This is a genomic window from Pseudomonas sp. B21-017, assembly GCF_024749245.1.
Classification (GTDB): Bacteria; Pseudomonadota; Gammaproteobacteria; order Pseudomonadales; family Pseudomonadaceae; genus Aquipseudomonas.
This window is the reverse complement of sequence record NZ_CP087194.1, coordinates 3,513,457-3,528,941: the sequence shown is the minus strand read 5'-3', so window position 1 is coordinate 3,528,941 and position 15,485 is coordinate 3,513,457. Positions and strand designations below refer to the sequence as shown.

Annotated in this window: 17 protein-coding genes and 1 pseudogene; 11 read left to right on the top strand and 7 right to left on the bottom strand. The window is 60.3% G+C overall.

Annotation, left to right across the window (positions count from 1 at the left end):
- Positions 1 to 174: 174 nt before the first annotated feature.
- Positions 175 to 1,215 (top strand): Ldh family oxidoreductase, encoded by a 1,041-nt coding sequence (locus tag LOY28_RS15925; RefSeq protein WP_018926102.1) that lies wholly within the window; start codon positions 175 to 177, stop codon positions 1,213 to 1,215.
- A 23-nt stretch (positions 1,216 to 1,238) separates the two neighbouring features.
- On the opposite strand, the gene LOY28_RS15920 is transcribed toward LOY28_RS15925, so the two are convergent.
- Positions 1,239 to 1,556, bottom strand: a complete 318-nt coding sequence (locus LOY28_RS15920; RefSeq protein WP_018926101.1) for a YqjD family protein — start codon at positions 1,554 to 1,556, stop codon at positions 1,239 to 1,241.
- A gap of 166 nt (positions 1,557 to 1,722) precedes the next feature.
- Here LOY28_RS15920 and LOY28_RS15915 point away from each other — a divergent pair, with 166 nt between their 5' ends.
- Entirely contained in the window at positions 1,723 to 1,974 is a 252-nt protein-coding gene (locus tag LOY28_RS15915; protein WP_007983592.1) for a hypothetical protein, read from the top strand.
- Here the strand turns inward: LOY28_RS15915 and LOY28_RS15910 are convergent.
- Positions 1,967 to 2,887: a LysR family transcriptional regulator gene (locus LOY28_RS15910; protein WP_258612105.1), complete on the bottom strand. Its 921-nt coding sequence runs from the start codon at positions 2,885 to 2,887 to the stop codon at positions 1,967 to 1,969. The genes LOY28_RS15915 and LOY28_RS15910 overlap by 8 nt on opposite strands.
- A gap of 85 nt (positions 2,888 to 2,972) precedes the next feature.
- On the opposite strand from LOY28_RS15910, the gene LOY28_RS15905 reads away from it, so the two are divergent.
- Together LOY28_RS15905 and LOY28_RS15900 are read left to right on the top strand one after the other, a co-directional pair.
- Positions 2,973 to 3,896, top strand: coding sequence for a carbon-nitrogen hydrolase family protein (locus LOY28_RS15905; protein WP_086946109.1), 924 nt, complete (start codon positions 2,973 to 2,975; stop codon positions 3,894 to 3,896).
- 68 nt (positions 3,897 to 3,964) lie between these two features.
- Positions 3,965 to 5,527 (top strand): alkaline phosphatase D family protein, encoded by a 1,563-nt coding sequence (locus LOY28_RS15900; RefSeq protein WP_258612104.1) that lies wholly within the window; start codon positions 3,965 to 3,967, stop codon positions 5,525 to 5,527.
- A 235-nt stretch (positions 5,528 to 5,762) separates the two neighbouring features.
- Here the strand turns inward: LOY28_RS15900 and LOY28_RS15895 are convergent, their stop codons facing one another.
- From LOY28_RS15895 to LOY28_RS15885, 3 genes and pseudogenes are all read right to left on the bottom strand, one after another.
- Positions 5,763 to 6,236 carry an LEA type 2 family protein gene (locus tag LOY28_RS15895; RefSeq protein ID WP_064621286.1) on the bottom strand — a complete coding sequence of 158 codons (474 nt, stop codon included), beginning with the start codon at positions 6,234 to 6,236 and terminating at the stop codon, positions 5,763 to 5,765.
- 55 nt (positions 6,237 to 6,291) lie between these two features.
- Positions 6,292 to 6,522: pseudogene (locus tag LOY28_RS15890) on the bottom strand (xanthine permease XanP); the annotation flags it as partial.
- Between the two features lie 44 nt (positions 6,523 to 6,566).
- On the bottom strand, positions 6,567 to 7,460 hold the full coding sequence (locus LOY28_RS15885) for a LysR family transcriptional regulator (protein ID WP_018926095.1): 894 nt from the start codon (positions 7,458 to 7,460) through the stop codon (positions 6,567 to 6,569).
- Positions 7,461 to 7,561: 101 nt separating this feature from the next.
- Between LOY28_RS15885 and LOY28_RS15880 the strand changes: the two genes are divergently transcribed.
- The 7 genes from LOY28_RS15880 to LOY28_RS15850 all read left to right on the top strand — a co-directional run bounded on the left by LOY28_RS15880 (position 7,562) and on the right by LOY28_RS15850 (position 13,274).
- On the top strand, positions 7,562 to 8,653 hold the full coding sequence (locus LOY28_RS15880; protein ID WP_018926094.1) for a polyamine ABC transporter substrate-binding protein: 1,092 nt from the start codon (positions 7,562 to 7,564) through the stop codon (positions 8,651 to 8,653).
- Between the two features lie 22 nt (positions 8,654 to 8,675).
- Positions 8,676 to 9,635 carry an agmatinase gene (speB, locus tag LOY28_RS15875; RefSeq protein WP_018926093.1) on the top strand — a complete coding sequence of 320 codons (960 nt, stop codon included), beginning with the start codon at positions 8,676 to 8,678 and terminating at the stop codon, positions 9,633 to 9,635.
- A 107-nt stretch (positions 9,636 to 9,742) separates the two neighbouring features.
- A complete protein-coding gene (locus LOY28_RS15870) occupies positions 9,743 to 10,459 on the top strand; it encodes a YafY family protein (protein ID WP_018926092.1) in 717 nt (238 codons plus the stop codon).
- 52 nt (positions 10,460 to 10,511) lie between these two features.
- A complete protein-coding gene (locus LOY28_RS15865) occupies positions 10,512 to 10,853 on the top strand; it encodes a nuclear transport factor 2 family protein (RefSeq protein ID WP_008010768.1) in 342 nt (113 codons plus the stop codon).
- 91 nt (positions 10,854 to 10,944) lie between these two features.
- Entirely contained in the window at positions 10,945 to 12,063 is a 1,119-nt protein-coding gene (gene zapE / locus LOY28_RS15860) for a cell division protein ZapE (protein WP_258612103.1), read from the top strand.
- An 18-nt stretch (positions 12,064 to 12,081) separates the two neighbouring features.
- A complete protein-coding gene (locus tag LOY28_RS15855; RefSeq protein ID WP_258612102.1) occupies positions 12,082 to 12,663 on the top strand; it encodes a DinB family protein in 582 nt (193 codons plus the stop codon).
- A 119-nt stretch (positions 12,664 to 12,782) separates the two neighbouring features.
- Positions 12,783 to 13,274 carry a GNAT family N-acetyltransferase gene (locus LOY28_RS15850; protein ID WP_018926090.1) on the top strand — a complete coding sequence of 164 codons (492 nt, stop codon included), beginning with the start codon at positions 12,783 to 12,785 and terminating at the stop codon, positions 13,272 to 13,274.
- Between the two features lie 65 nt (positions 13,275 to 13,339).
- Here LOY28_RS15850 and LOY28_RS15845 read toward each other — a convergent pair whose 3' ends face one another.
- Both LOY28_RS15845 and LOY28_RS15840 read right to left on the bottom strand, forming a co-directional pair.
- Entirely contained in the window at positions 13,340 to 15,085 is a 1,746-nt protein-coding gene (locus LOY28_RS15845; RefSeq protein ID WP_258612101.1) for a phosphoethanolamine transferase CptA, read from the bottom strand.
- A gap of 194 nt (positions 15,086 to 15,279) precedes the next feature.
- On the bottom strand, positions 15,280 to 15,462 hold the full coding sequence (locus LOY28_RS15840) for a DUF6026 family protein (protein WP_018926088.1): 183 nt from the start codon (positions 15,460 to 15,462) through the stop codon (positions 15,280 to 15,282).
- Between the last annotated feature and the right edge of the window lie 23 nt (positions 15,463 to 15,485).

Here is a 15,485-nt window from a genome sequence, read left to right as displayed (position 1 = left end):
AAAACAGTAGGGCCAATGGAAAGCCCGGGTGCGGTACATATTGCTTGAGCTTATCCTTTGTCGCAGGCTTGACAGGACGCCGGTAAAACAGCGCTTAATCGACGACTTTTTTCGGTTGTCCTGCAACCTCGCTTGACCTGTTGCCCATACCCAATAATAAAACCGGAGCTTCAGATGACCGCATCGCCTGAAATGGCCGTCAACTCGAACACACAGAACCTCGACTTCGACGCGCTCGTTCAATTGCTCGAACAGATTTTCCTGCGCCATGGCACCTCGGCCGATGTCGCCAGAACCCTGGCCCTCAACTGCGCCAGCGCCGAACGTGACGGGGCTCACAGTCACGGCGTTTTCCGTATTCCCGGTTATGTGTCGACGTTGCAGAGTGGCTGGGTCAATGGCCAGGCCGTGCCGGTGGTCGAGGACGTGGCCTCGGGTTTTGTCCGGGTTGACGCCGGCAATGGATTTGCCCAACCGGCCCTCGCGGCGGCGCGGCCCTTGCTGGTGGAAAAAGCCCGCAGCGCCGGCATTGCGGTGTTGGCGATCCGCAATTCCCATCACTTCGCCGCCTTGTGGCCGGACGTCGAGCCGTTTGCCGATGAAGGATTGGTAGCGCTGAGCGTGGTCAACAGCATGACCTGCGTGGTGCCGCACGGTGCCGATCGTCCGCTGTTCGGGACCAACCCGATTGCCTTCGCCGCGCCCAGGGCCGGCGGTGCGCCGATAGTCTTCGACTTGGCGACCAGCGCCATCGCCCATGGCGATGTGCAGATCGCCGCGCGTAAAGGCGAACGTTTGCCAGCGGGCATGGGTGTGGACAGCCTCGGTCAGCCGACTCAGGACCCGAAAGCCATTCTCGAAGGTGGCGCGTTGCTGCCGTTTGGCGGGCACAAGGGCTCGGCGCTGTCGATGATGGTGGAGTTGTTGGCGGCGGCGTTGACCGGTGGCAACTTTTCTTTCGAGTTCGACTGGTCGAACCATCCGGGGGCCAAAACCCCCTGGACCGGGCAACTGCTGATCGTGATCGATCCGAGCAAATCGGCGGGGCAGAATTTTGCCGAACGCAGTCAGGAACTGGTCCGGCAGATGCATGGTGTGGGGCTCAAGCGTTTACCGGGGGATCGGCGTCACCTGCAACGCGCCAAAGCCAATGTTGAAGGCATTGCGCTCGATCCACAGACGCTGGCGAATCTGCGGGAACTGGCCGGGTCCTGAGCCCGTTCCCACAGATCAATGGTTCAACGCCGACCCAACAACAGACCAACCACCAGGCCGAAACCCGCAGAGATGGCCACGGTTTGCCATGGATGGCCGCCAATGTAGGTTTCGGTGGCGTCGACCGCGGGTTGGGTCCGGTCACGAACACTGGATAACGAGCTTCGGGCCTGCTGGAGTTTCTGGGCGATTTGCCCGCGAAGGGTGTCCGCTTCTTCTCCGACCAGTGAGGCACTGCTTTTCAGCAGTTTTTCCGACTCTTCGATCAGGGCCTGAAGTTCGCTGAAGACCTGATCCTTGATTTGATCATCGGCGACTTGATCGACGGTTTTGCGAGCCATTTGGTGTACTCCTTACAGTGAATGGACAGTGAGCAATGGAGTCTGCCGCCGTGGCAAAAGTTGCAGCCATTTTGCGCGGTGACTCACTCCTGACGAAAAATCCAGCGCAGGACATTTCTTCCTACAGTGTAAGATGTCGCCTATTTTACGCAGCAGGTAATTCCCCATGAGCTTCAATCTGGCCGACAAACCCCTCGCCGAGCGCGCGGCGCTTGAAGATGAAAAATCCCGTCTGTTCGAACTCTGGCAAAACAACCTGGGCAAAGCCAAGGGCGAAGCCGCACGGTTGTTCGGTGAGCGCGCCAAGCGCAAAGGCAAATGGGCCGAGTGGGTACGCGCCGAACTCGACGGCATGTCGCCGCCGGAATTCGCGAACATGGTGCGCAGTGAAGTCAATCGCTTGATGGCCGCTAAATAAACGCCCCGGAAAAAATCGCGGCAATCGCTTCACGCACTTTCAACACCACCGGATCGAGCTGTGTGCTGGTGCGCCAGCCCAGTTCGATCGGGTAACGCGGCAGCGCCAGAGGGCAGGGCAGCAACGCCAGTCCACTGAGGGCGGCGATACTTTGCGCCGCATGGGCCGGAATGGTCGCCACCGCCTGACTGCCCTTGAGCAGATACGGCAACGCGGCAAAGTGAGTGGTCGACGCGCATACCCGCCGACTCAATCCCAGCGCCGCCAGACCTTCATCGGTAATCCCGATAAAACCGCCCGAGGACACCAGAATGTGCTCGCGGGCGACGAACTCATCAAGGCTGAGACTCTGTTGTCCTTCGGCCAGGCTGAGGGGATCCACCAGGCACAGATAACCCCCTTCACCCAGCACTTGGCGGCTGAGCAGCCGCTCGGCAAACCCGCCTGCGGTGATCGCCAGATCGATGCTGCGTTCCATCAAGGCCCGGGCGACGATCTGGCTATGGGTCTGGCGAAAGATCAGCCGCAGTTTCGGCGCACGGTGAGCGATTTCCTCGATCAATCGTCGCCCGTAGGCGATTTCGAAATCATCCGACAAACCCACGGTTACCGAGCGTCCGTCGTATTGATGGGCCGCCGGGTCAACCATCGCCAGGCTCTGGCGGCACTTGTTCAGCGCATCGCTGATTACCGGTTTGAGCTGGTTGGCCTTGAGCGTCGGCGCAAGGCCTCGGCCAGTGCGCACGAACAACTGATCACCATACACCTCGCGCAACCGGCGCAACGCCGCGCTGACCGCCGATTGCGTCACGCCAAGACGCAGCGCGGCACGGCTGGCGCTGGACTCCTCATGCAGCGCTTCGAAGACTTTGAGCAAGTTGAGATCGACGGTGGCGATATTCATTTGGTTCATATCATTCAGCAGTGAGTCGGGCTTTATTCATGATCCTGTGGCGCCAGAGAATGAGCAACACCTCATTCCTGACGGAGCCACCGTAATGCCCAAGTCAATCGTTGCTGCCCTGCAAATCGGAGCCTTGCCCGGCGGCAAGGCCGACACCCTCGATCAAATCCTCTCCTGGGAAACCGCCATTATCGAATCCGGCGCGGCGTTGGTGGTCATGCCTGAGGCGTTGCTCGGTGGCTACCCCAAAGGCGAGAGCTTCGGCACGCAACTCGGTTATCGACTGCCGGAAGGTCGTGAAGCGTTTGCCCGGTATTTCGCCAATGCCATCGACGTGCCTGGTACCGAGACCGACGCCTTGGCCGGGTTGTCGGCCCGCACCGGGGCCAACCTGGTGATCGGTGTGATCGAACGTGCCGGCAGCACCTTGTACTGCACCGCGCTGTATTTCGACCCGCAGGCAGGGCTGGTTGCCAAGCACCGCAAATTGATGCCCACCGGCACCGAGCGACTGATCTGGGGCAAGGGCGATGGCTCGACCTTGCCGGTGATCGACAGCCAGGTCGGGCGGATCGGCGCGGTGGTGTGCTGGGAAAACATGATGCCGTTGCTGCGCACCGCGATGTACGCCAAGGGCGTGGAGGTCTGGTGCGCGCCGACTGTGGACGAGCGCGAGATGTGGCAGGTCAGCATGCGTCACATCGCCCATGAAGGACGCTGCTTTGTGGTCAGTGCCTGTCAGGTTCAGGACTCGCCACAAGCCTTGGGCGTGGACATCGCCAACTGGCCGGCGGAGCGCCCGCTGATTGCCGGCGGCAGCGTGATTGTCGGGCCGATGGGCGACATTCTCGCCGGGCCGCTGCGTGGCGAGGCGGGATTGCTGACCGCCGAAATCGACACCGATGACCTGATCCGCGCCCGGTACGACTACGACGTGGTCGGGCACTATGCGCGCCCGGACGTGTTTGAGTTGACGGTGGATGAGCGAGCCAAACCGGGCGTGCGGTTCAACACATAATCCGTCGGGGGGTGTGATTGTCGTCTAGTCTCCAGGCGTTCACACCCCCGTCAACGGATGGACTCGCCATGAGTTTGTTACTAGGCCCGATTCTGCAGTTTCGTGGCATCAATAATAATGTCTACAACGTGTCTGCCCTGGTGGTTTCACCCTTGGGCGAGCCACCTCCCACGGTAAAAGTGCCCAAGGATGTGACTGCCGACACACCCTTGGCCATCGCCGATATCCCGCTGCTCAACCCTAATTCCCGCGTCTGGCGCATCGATTTCAAGGCGGCGCAGGATCAGGCCGTTGCCACTAGTTACACGGTTTCCGTAGACGGTGCGCAGGCCAACTTCGTCGTTCCGGCCAAGGGCCAGTCGCCGCGCATTGCGTATGTGTCGTGCAACGGTTTCTCCGACCCCAAGGAGATGGAGAAGGTCGACCGCAACAACGAGCGTTGGGAGCACATGTGGGGTGCTCACCAGGGCGAGCCCTATCATCTGCTGTTGATGGGCGGCGATCAGGTTTACAGCGACGACATGCGCAGCAGTGTGCCGTCGATGAAAGCATGGTTCGCCAAACCCTTCGCCGACCGTCAAAAGGCCGCTTACAGCAAGGTGATCGAAGCCGATCTGGACAAGTTTTTCACCAGGCTCTACTTGGAATGCTGGAAACAGCCCGAGATGGCCAAGGTGTTCGGCGCCATTCCGACGGTGATGATGTGGGATGACCATGACATCATCGATGGCTGGGGTTCCTACGATGAGATATTGCATTCAAGCCCGGTGTTCCAGGGGCTGTTTGCCACAGCCAAACGCTATTTCAGGATTTTCCAGCAGCAACTGATCCAGACGCATCCTCACCTCAAGCCGTCCGCTGATACCCATCCCTGCGCGATTCCCGGCACTGCTGATGGCTTTCACCTGGGGTTCACCGGCCTGGGCGAGTTGGCCTTGCTGGTTCCCGATCTACGCAGCGAACGCGCGCCGGACTTGACCACCCCGCAGGCCCAACAAACCCGGGTTATTTCCCCGGTCAGTTGGGATGCGATTTATGCCTGGCTGGACAAGGTCCCTGCGCACAAGCACCTGTTGCTGATGTCGAGTATTCCGGTGGGTTACCTTGATTTACAGGCGGCCGAAAAGGCGCTGGACGTGATGGTGGGGCAACAGGAGCTCGAGGACGATTTACGCGACCACTGGCGAAGCCTGCCGCACCGCAGTGAACGCAAGCGGTTGATCATGCGGCTGCTGGATTTCGCCAAAGCCCAATCATGCAAGGTCACGCTGGTGTCTGGCGACGTTCATGTGGTCGGGGCCTGTGTGATCGAATCGAAGTTGCCCCGGCATGGCAGCGATGGCGCGGGGAAAATCTACCAATTGATTTCCACCGGCGTCGTGCATCCTGCGCCGCCAGTGTTGGCGGTGCACTTTCTGGAGTCCATCGGTGCGAACCAGGAACAGATCGACTACGGCATCACCGGAACCATGTTGCCTGTTGGCGCGAGGGGGCGTTACCTGATCGCCGCACGAAACTGGCTGGCGATAGAGCCGGATGAAGGCGGCAACGGCAAGACCCGACTGTGGGCCAACTGGCACGTAGAAGGTCTGAAGCATAGTGTGACGCAGGTGATCGACCCCGTTACATAGCGTTCTGCGGTTCACTTAAGCGATTTCAGCCGCGACGCATTCCTTGTAGCAGCTGCCGAGCTCGCGAGGCTGCGTTCGGCTGCGAAGCAGTCGTCAAATAAGACAATGCGGTGCATCAGATACACCACGGCAGCCGGACTCACGACTGCTTCGCAGCCGAACGCAGCCTCGCAGGCTCGACAGCTGCTACAGATCGCATTACGGCGTAAGTGAACAGAATTACGTTACTAGCGCGTTACCAGGTGCCAGAGATCGAGCCCGGCAGGCTGAGCTTGCCGCTATCGACAAAACGCATGGTGCCGAACGCCCCTCCGGCCAGTTTGCCGTGCAGTACGTAAGGCAGATTGTCCAGTGTCTGCGTCTGACTCAGTCCGAGGGTCTGACGCAGCACCGAGAAGGCCGAAACGCTCACCGGCACCACGATCACTGCTTCGGAGAACCGCGGGATCGAGCCCGACTGATCGCTGACGCCGGAAGCTAGCGGCTGGCCATTAACCTCCAGGTCCAGCGCCACGCCGTTATAGGCGATCGCGGTTTCATTGGGGTTTTGCACGCGCAGTTTTACTGCGAAGCGCACTTCCAGCTCCTGGCTTTGCAGCGGCTCGATACCGACCACATTGATGTGCAGCGGGTCGCGACTGGGGAACAGGGCGCAGGCGCTCAGTGAGAGCAATAGAAGGGATAGGGACAGGGCTAGCAATCTGCGCATGAACATATTCTCGTAAAGAAAAAGGCCGAACCGCTCAAAGCTCGGCCTTCGAGCATTACGGACGGTTCAACTGTGCGACAGCCACAGGTGACGCGGGTTCACCCTTGGCCGCAACATCCGGGTTCTGCATCACCTGAAGCACCGAGGCTTCCGGGTCGAACTCGTCTTCTTCCAGCTCGATGAACTCTTCGGGCAGGAAGATATTCAGCACGATAGCGCACAACGCACCGACAGTGATCGGCGATTCGAAGATGTTGTGCAGCGCCTTCGGCAGCTCGCGCAAGACTACAAGCCCCCTCGCCACAGGGGTGATCATTCAACGGCAGAGCTTCAAGCAAACGCCGCAAGCAGATCCTCTTCAAAGGCCTTTTGCGCATCCCCCGGCACCTGTGCGCGATGGCGCGCCAGGTGGAACGCCACCTCGAAACTCATATCACCCTGGCGCACGGCACGGAGCAATCCTTTGTCTTCCCAGCTTTGGGCGAAGTGATCGGGCAAATACCCCACGTGCTTGCCGGACAGAATGAAGGCGAGGGTGCCTTCGACCTGCTCGGATCGCGCTGAACAGAGCTTCCCCTGAAACGGCTCATCGCTGCGCAGGAAACGATAGGGGTGATCGACCCGGTCGCAGGCCTGGAGCGCTTGATCGTCAGGTGCGTCATCGGTGAACAGCGGATGCCCGGAGGCGCAGTACAGGTGCTGGGTTTCGGTGAACAGTTCACGGTAGTCAAAAGCACGCTGCGCCTGTGAGAAATAGCCGATCGCCAGGTCCAGCCGTTGTTGCAGCAACAACCGCTCCATTTCGCCGGGCATCGCGCTGATCAACTCGATGCGCACCGATTCGTCACGTTCGCGAAAGCGTCGGATCGCCTCGGCCACCCGTTCCAGCACGGACTGATCAAGCGCTTCGGACAAACCCAGGCGCACTTCGCCGATCAAACGTCCGGCCACGCCGTTGGATTGATGGCGGAACGCTTCAATGGATTGGAACAAGGCACGGGTGGCAACGAGCAACTGTTCACCCTTGGGCGTGATCTTGAACCCGCCCTTGCCGCGACTGCACAGGCGATAACCGAGCCGGGTTTCGAGCTTGGCCATCTGCTGGCTGATGCTCGACTGGCTCAGCCCCAGGTCACCCTGGGCCGCGCTGAAGCCTCCGTATTCCACCACGCTGACAAACAGGCGCAGCAGGTGCAGGTCCAGATCATGCAGTTGGCCGAGCATCAAACATTACTCCGCAATAAAGTCAGGATAACTAACTTGGTATTTTTTCAATGTAACCGACGACGCATCCTGCAACCACTTCCTCCAGTCAGGTGTTCGTCATGGCTCCGCTCTTCAAGCTGTGTTTACCCGCGCTGTTCCTCGCCATGGCCGTGCCGGCCCAGGCTGAGGAAAAAGTCCTCAATCTCTACAGTTGGGCCGATTACGTGGCGCCCGAGACCTTGCAGCGCTTCGAAAAGGAAACCGGCATCCACGTGCGCTACGACACGTTCGATACGCCGGAAGTGCTGGAAACCAAACTGCTCACCGGCGGCAGCGGTTACGACGTGGTGGTGCCGTCGTCCAGCGTCCTGGCGCGCGGCCTGGCGGCGGGAGCGCTGAAGGAAATTCCTCACGATGGCCTCAAGGGGTACGCCAACCTCGACCCGGACATGCTGGGAAAACTGGCGGCGGTCGATCCTGGTAATCGCTATGGCGTGCCTTACACCTGGGGCACGCTCGGGCTTGGGATGAATGTTGAAGCGGTAAAACAACGCTTGCCCAACGTACCGCTCAACAGCCTGGACCTGCTGTTCAAGCCCGAATACGCCAGCAAACTGAAAGACTGCGGCATCGCGATTCTCGATTCGCCGCAAGAGGTGATTGGCTTGGCGCTGCATTATTTGGGTAAAGATCCCTACAGCACCGACAAGGCTGATCTGACAGCCGCCGACGCCCTGTTGCGTCAGCTACAGCCGTCGGTGCTCTACGTCGCCACCGGGCGGCAGATCAACGATCTGGCCAATGGCAGCGTTTGCCTGGCACTGACCTACAACGGCGACGCGAGCATGGCCGCCGATCAGGCGCGCAAGGCCAATAAACCGTTCGAGGTGGCTTACCGCATTCCACGTGAAGGCACACTGGTGTGGCAGGACAACCTGGCAATTCCCAAGGACGCGCCGCACCCCGAAGCCGCCCGAGCCTTCGTCGAGTTCATGTTGCGCCCCGAATCCGTCGCGGCACTGACCAATACGCTGTTCTTCGCCACGGCCAATGAGGCGGCGACGCCACTGGTGGATGAGGCGGTGCGCAGCAATCCCGACATCTACCCGCAGGCCGTGGTGCGTGAGCGGCTGTATGCCGACCGCAGCATGAGCCTCAAAGACATGCGTCAGCGCACCCGCCTGTGGACCACTTTCCGTAGCCACCAATAAGCCAACAATAAGGAACACACCCATGGACGTCCCTGCACAGAACGATCAGGCCATGACCCGCGACAGTCTTTACGGGACTGCCGCCGAAAGTACCTACGCCGGTATCACCAGTTTCATGCGCCGGCGCTACAGCCGCGACTTGCGTGGCGTCGACGTGGTGGTCAGCGGCGTGCCGTTCGACACCGCCACCAGCAACCGTTCCGGGGCGCGTTTCGGACCACGCGGCATTCGGGCGGCGTCCACCGGGATCGCCTGGGAACGCCATTGGCCGTGGACGTTCGACCCGTTCGATCACTTGGCGGTGATCGACTACGGCGATTGCGCCTTCGATTACGGCGCGCCGCATTCGGTGCCGGAAAGCATTGAAGCCCACGCCGGGCACATCCTGGATAACGGTTGCGCGATGCTGACCTTCGGCGGCGATCACTTCATCAGTTATCCGCTGCTCAAGGCCCATGCCCGCCAGCACGGCCCGTTGTCATTGATTCACTTCGATGCCCATAGCGACACCTGGCCGGATGAAGAGGGCAAGCGCGTCGATCACGGCACGATGTTCTGGCATGCGGCCAGGGAAGGGCTGGTGGATCCGTCGCGCTCAGTGCAAATCGGTTTGCGCACCACCAATGACGATCATCAGGGCTTTCAGGTGCTGGATGCGCGGCAGGTTCATCGGCAAGGTTGCGAGGCGATTGTCGAGGCGATTCGTGCGCGGGTCGGTGATCACCCGGTGTATTTGACCTTCGACATCGACTGCCTCGACCCAGCCTTCGCGCCCGGCACCGGGACGCCGGTGTGCGGCGGCTTGAGCACGGTGCAGGCGCTGGAGATTCTCGGCGGCTTGCGCGGGATCAACCTGGTGGGGATGGACGTGGTGGAAGTGGCGCCGGCCTACGACCACGCCGACATTACCTCACTGGCTGCGGCGACCCTGGCCATGGAAATGCTGTGTTTGTATGCGGCCAGGCATAAGGTCGATCGGTAACAAGCCAAAATGTGGGAGCGGGCTTGTGTCTGGCGTTTCGCTACTGCCACTTTCTGACAGCAGCCTCTGCTAAGCTCCGGCGACTTCCAGAAAGGAGCCTGCTGGCCGTGTCGCGAACCACTCGTTTACTGACCTTGTTACAAGTGCTACGCGGCAAAAGTCGTCCGGTGACTGCCGCGACATTGGCCAGCGAGCTGGAGATTTCCGAACGCACGCTGTACCGCGACATCGCTGAACTCACCGCGCTCGGCGCGCCGATTTTTGGCGAGGCGGGGATCGGCTATGTGTTGCGCAGCGGTCTGTTTCTGCCGCCCTTGATGCTCAATGCCGATGAGACCGAAGCCATCGTGCTCGGTTTGCGCTACGTGGATCAGCGGGGTGATGAGGTGTTGAGCAAAGCGGCGGCCGATGCCCTGGCAAAAATCGCCGCGGTGCTCGACCCGACGGCCCAGGACGCCTTGCGCAACCCGACGGTGTTGCCGGGGCCGCCGGGTTGTGGCTATCCGCAAAACGCCGTGCCGTTGAATGTGTTTCGTCAGGCCATCCGCGATCAGGCCAAGTTGCATATCGATTACGCAGACGCCAACCAGGTGCCCAGCCAACGGTTGATCTGGCCATTGGCCCTGGGGTTTCTCAATGAGGTGCGGATCATCGTCGCCTGGTGTGAGTTGCGCAGTGCCTATCGCACGTTCCGCACCGACCGGATCTCGGCCGCCAGTGAACAGGGTGAGCGCTATCCGGGGCGGCGCAGCGACCTGTTGCGCACCTGGCGCAAGCAGATGCAACTGGACGAAGCAGGGCGTTTCACTCCTGACAAGAACTGACACTGGCTTGTTTTAGCATGGCTCCAGAAACAACTCACAAGGAGCCGTAAACATGTCCAATCCAGCCTCTTCACTGGCCCCCGCCATTGCCGCCTACATTGCTGCCGCCAATGCTCGCGACACCTCGAGGGTCGCCAGTTTTTTCGCTGAGGATGCCAACGTGTTCGATGAGGGGCAGCATCAGGTCGGCACGCAAGCCATCGCCCAATGGATGCAAGACACTGCGCAACGTTATCAGCCGCGGGTCGAGGTGCTTGACGTTCAACAGCGCACTGGCAAAGTGCTGGTGCACAACCTGATCTCCGGCACTTTTCCCGGCAGCCCGCTGGAACTGCGCTATATGTTCCGCCTCAATGAACAGGGCAAGATCGCCCGGCTGGACATCTCGCTGTAACCACCGGCCTATGTAGCAGCTGTCGAGCACCGCGACGCAGCTGCTACGGCCCGGGCTTGGCGAGCCGCTATAGAGACGTATACTGCCGCGCATGAATGTCGACTCTCCCTTAAGCGCCTGGCAACACGCCATCGAACAGAAGGGCTTCGTCCAGGACGAAGCCCAGGAACATGCCGTGTGGGCGCTGCAAAAATGCCACGAAGCCTTGCAGGAAGGCCGCGCGCCCATCACCGGCGTGTACCTCTGGGGCCCGGTCGGGCGGGGCAAGACCTGGTTGATGGATCAGTTCTATCAAAACCTGCGCGTCCCGGCCCGGCGGCAGCACTTTCACCACTTTATGGGTTGGGTGCATCAGCGCTCCTTCCAGTTGACCGGTACCGCCGACCCGCTGAAGGCCCTGGCCCGCGAGCTGAGCCAGGAAGTGCGGGTGCTGTGTTTCGATGAACTGTTCGTCAACGACATCGGTGACGCGATCATTCTCGGGCGTTTGTTTCAGGTGATGTTCGAGCAAGGCGTGGTGGTGGTCTGTACCTCCAACCAACCGCCGGATCAGCTGTACGCCGATGGCTTCAACCGCGACCGCTTCGTGCCGGCGATTACTGCGATCAAGCAGCACATGCAGGTCATTGCGGTGGACGGTGGGGAAGATCATCGTCTGCACCCTGGCGCCGGCCTGCAGCGTTACTGGGTGAACGTTCCGGGTCGGCCCGCAGCCCTCGGCGAAGTGTTCAAGGCCTTGACTGTCGGCCAGTCGCTGTCCAGCGCTCCGGTGCAGATCGGCTACCGTTCGGTCAATGTCATGCAGGCCAGTCGAACCGTGCTCTGGTGCCGTTACGCCGAGGTCTGCGAGCAGCCTTTTGCCGCCATGGACTTCATGGCCCTGTGCGACACCTTCAGCGCTATTCTGTTGAGTGACGTGCCCAATCTCAGCGCGCAAAAACGCGAAGGGCGCATCGCCCGCGGCACTGAAGACGGTGTCGAGCGGGTGGCGGCGGGGGATCGCGAGTTGCCACAGTTGTCGGTGCATGACGACGGCGTGCGGCGGTTCATTGCCCTGGTGGACGAATGCTACGACCGCAAGGTGCCGCTGTACCTCGAAGCGCAGGTACCGATGGAGGCGTTGTACACCGAGGGCTATCTGGAATTCCCGTTTCGCCGCACCCTCAGCCGTTTGCAGGAGATGCAGCTAAAACGTTTTGCCGAGGCTTGATGTCCGGGAGCAGTGAACATGAATCAGCCCTTGTCCCACCATTTGCTGACCATGGCCTATCAGAACGCCTGGGCCAATCACCGACTGGCCAAGGCCTGGATGCAACTGAGCCCGGCTGAGCTGGCGGCGCCGCGCGTCAGTTTCTTCCCCAGCCTGCGCGCAACCCTCAACCACATTCTGACGTGCGACTGGTTCTATGCGGACGCCCTGGAGCGGGAGTTGCGCGGTGACGAGCCGCATCCTGATTGCCATGTGTTTTTCAACCAGGATGAGCCATTCACCGACGGCGCCGATCTCAAGCGCGAGCAAGCGCTGGTCGACCGTCGACTGATCGCCTACTGCGAGCAATTGCGTGACGCAGAGCTCGGGCGAATCGTGACCATTGCGCGCGATACCGCGCAACACGACAGCCGATTACGCCTGCTGTCCCATCTGTTCGAGCACCAGATCCACCATCGCAGGCAGGTTCACGCGATGCTCAGCGGCACGTCGGTCAAGCCGCCGCAACTGGACGAGTTTTTCTGTGCCGGTGAGGCGGGGTTGAGGGCCGAGGACTTTGCCGAGCTGGGATGGACCGAGGCGCTGATCTGGGGGGCTTGAGCGCGCGCGATCACAACAGGATCCAGTTGTCGGCACCCCGGCGCTCGCGATAAGGTCGCAGGACCTTTCAGTGCGCAAGAAGCGAACTGGGGCAACTTCATGTGTGATCGAGGGTGGAAATGGAATCCGCAGAAATTCTTGTGCTTCAGGCCAGTTACAGCAACCCGACACATGCCGAGGCGATTTGTCTTGTATTGAACCATTACGCCGAAGACCCGATGGGTGGCGGTAAGTCGTTGCCCACCCATGTGTTGCAACAACTGCCGGGGGAGCTGGCCAAGCGGCCCCATGCCTTCAGTGTATTGGCGTTTGTCGGTGGCGAGCCGGCAGGGCTGGTCAATTGCTTCGAAGGCTTTTCGACCTTTGCCTGTCGGCCGTTGGTCAACGTGCACGATGTGGTCGTGGTGTCGAAGTTTCGCGGGTTGGGACTGAGCCAGAAAATGCTGCACAAAGTCGAGGACATCGCACGTCAGCGCGGCTGCTGCAAGATCACCCTGGAAGTGCTGGAAGGCAATCCAGTGGCCCAGGCGTCTTATGGCAAATTCGGTTTTTCACCCGGCATGTTCGACCCGGCGCACGGCCGGATGCTGTTCTGGACCAAAGCGCTTTAGTCCTCCGAGCCATAAAAAAGGGCGTCGATCAGGACGCCCTTAAGTCATTTGTCGGCCCCTCAAAACTACTGCTGAACGACCGCCGGGGTGACAGGCGCGACCTTGGGTTTTATCAGGCTGAAGTCGATCAACGGCCGCAGCTCACGCTCGTAAGGGTTGCCGATCATCAATGGCCGAGGCTTGAAGCTGTCGCTGACCAGGCTTTTGCTGCGGTCCAGTTCATCGAAACTCAGTCCGGCCAGATCCGCCCAGGTGTGAATCAGCTGGGAGCTGCTGTACGGCCGACCCAGATCAGCGGCAAAACTCCAGTCATGGGTTTCGCGCCATTTCGGCGAGGCCCAGGCCACGAATGGAATGGTGTACATCGGCGCGGTCGGCTTGTTCTCGTTGCGGCCCAGGGTGTTGTGGCCAGCGGAGTCGAACACGTCTTCGCCGTGGTCGGAGAGGTACAGCAGGAAGCCGTTTGGATCGGTCTTGGCGTAGTCCTTGATCAGGCTCGAGACCACGAAGTCGTTGTACAGCACCGCGTTGTCATAGCTGTTGTACGTCGGCACTTGATCATCACGCACGCCGTCCGGCATGCCTTTGCGGTCGGTGAACTTGTTGAACGTCGGCGGGTAACGGTACTGGTAGCTCATGTGCGTGCCGAGCAAATGCACGACGATCAGCTTGCGTGGCGCCGCATCGGCCAGCGCCTTGTTGAACGGCTCGATCACATCGCCATCGTACTGGGCGGCGTTCTGGTTGCGGTTGTTGTTCAGGTACGCCTGCTCGTCGGCCTGTTCGGAGAAGGTCGTGAGCATGGTGTTGCGCTTGGTCATGGTCTGCTGGTTGGTGATCCAGAAGGTTTTGTAACCCGCCTGTTTCATCATGCTGACCAATGACGGCGTCGTCAGGTAGAGGTCCGGGTTTTCTTCGTCGGCGAACGTCAGCACCTGCTGCAGCGCTTCGATGGTGTAGGGGCGTGGGGTAATGACGTTATTGAAAACCGCCAGTTGGTCCTTGAGCTTATCCAGTTCCGGGGTGGTTTCCCGCGGGTAGCCGTACAGGCTCATGCGCTGACGGTTGGTGGACTCGCCGATCACCAGCACCAGGGTCGCCGGCTGATTGGCCATCGAGTCGGTGAAGTTCTTCAGCGGCGGGATCTTGCTGGCGCTGTCGAGCATGCCTTGCATGCTGCCCAGGGTACCGAGGTAACGGTGATAGGCCACGGCCATCTGCCATGGCACCGCGGGCTCGATGCGGGTTTCGAATTTCTCGAAGCCTTCCGCCAGGCTGCCGGTGTGCGCGGTCTGCTTGATCAGCGGGTAACCGATCACGGCCAGCACAATCGCCGTCGCTGCAATCAGCGCCTGGACGCGTGGCAGGTACACCGGACGCACGCGGGTCCAAAGGAAGTACGCGAATGCAGTGTGGGCGAGGAACGCCAGCACCATCCACCAGGCAAAATACTGCGTCAGGTATTCGCCGGCTTCAGACACGTTCGATTCGAACATGATGAAGATGACGCTCTGGGAAAATTCCTGCTGATAGATGAAGAAATAACCCAGGCTGGCCATCGAACAGGCCCACAGCACCACACCGATCAGCGCGGACATCACACGGGTTTGTCTGGGGAACAACAGCATCGGCGCGAGCCAAATGGCGCTCATCACAAAAGCCTGGCGGAACCCGCTAAAACCGGAGGTGCCCGTCAGTTGAATCAGTAGTTGGGTGATACCGGAGAAATACCAGAAGAACAGAAATAACCAGAGTAATCCTGCCCAATCAAAACCATTCGCAGACGTTTTTCTGCGTTTAAGCAAAGCCATTCAACACTCCAGCCTGATGATCGGCCGTCGGCACTCTCCTTGTCGCAGACGAACGGATGCCGCTCGCAAAGCAAGCAGCCACAAAGGGCCGGAGTATCGCCAAGCAAGTGTGAAAACTTTGTGAGTTGTCGCAGCGGACAGGATTGCAGCGAGTCAGAAACAGCGCTGGGCCGCTTCCGACTCAAGCGAGGAGATCAGGCGTGAGGAGCACGTTGGGTGACGGGCAAGGGCTGAGCCTGATTGCCTTGGGTCAGCAGGCGCAATTGCGCAACTTCCCGCTTCAACTGATCGCGCTCCTCTTTCAACTGGCGCAGTTCATCGCGACGGATCGTGACGTAAAGGGTTTGTGCTGGCAGTGCTGTGTGTACGGTGCCCATTGCTCACCTCGCAAATGGCGGTA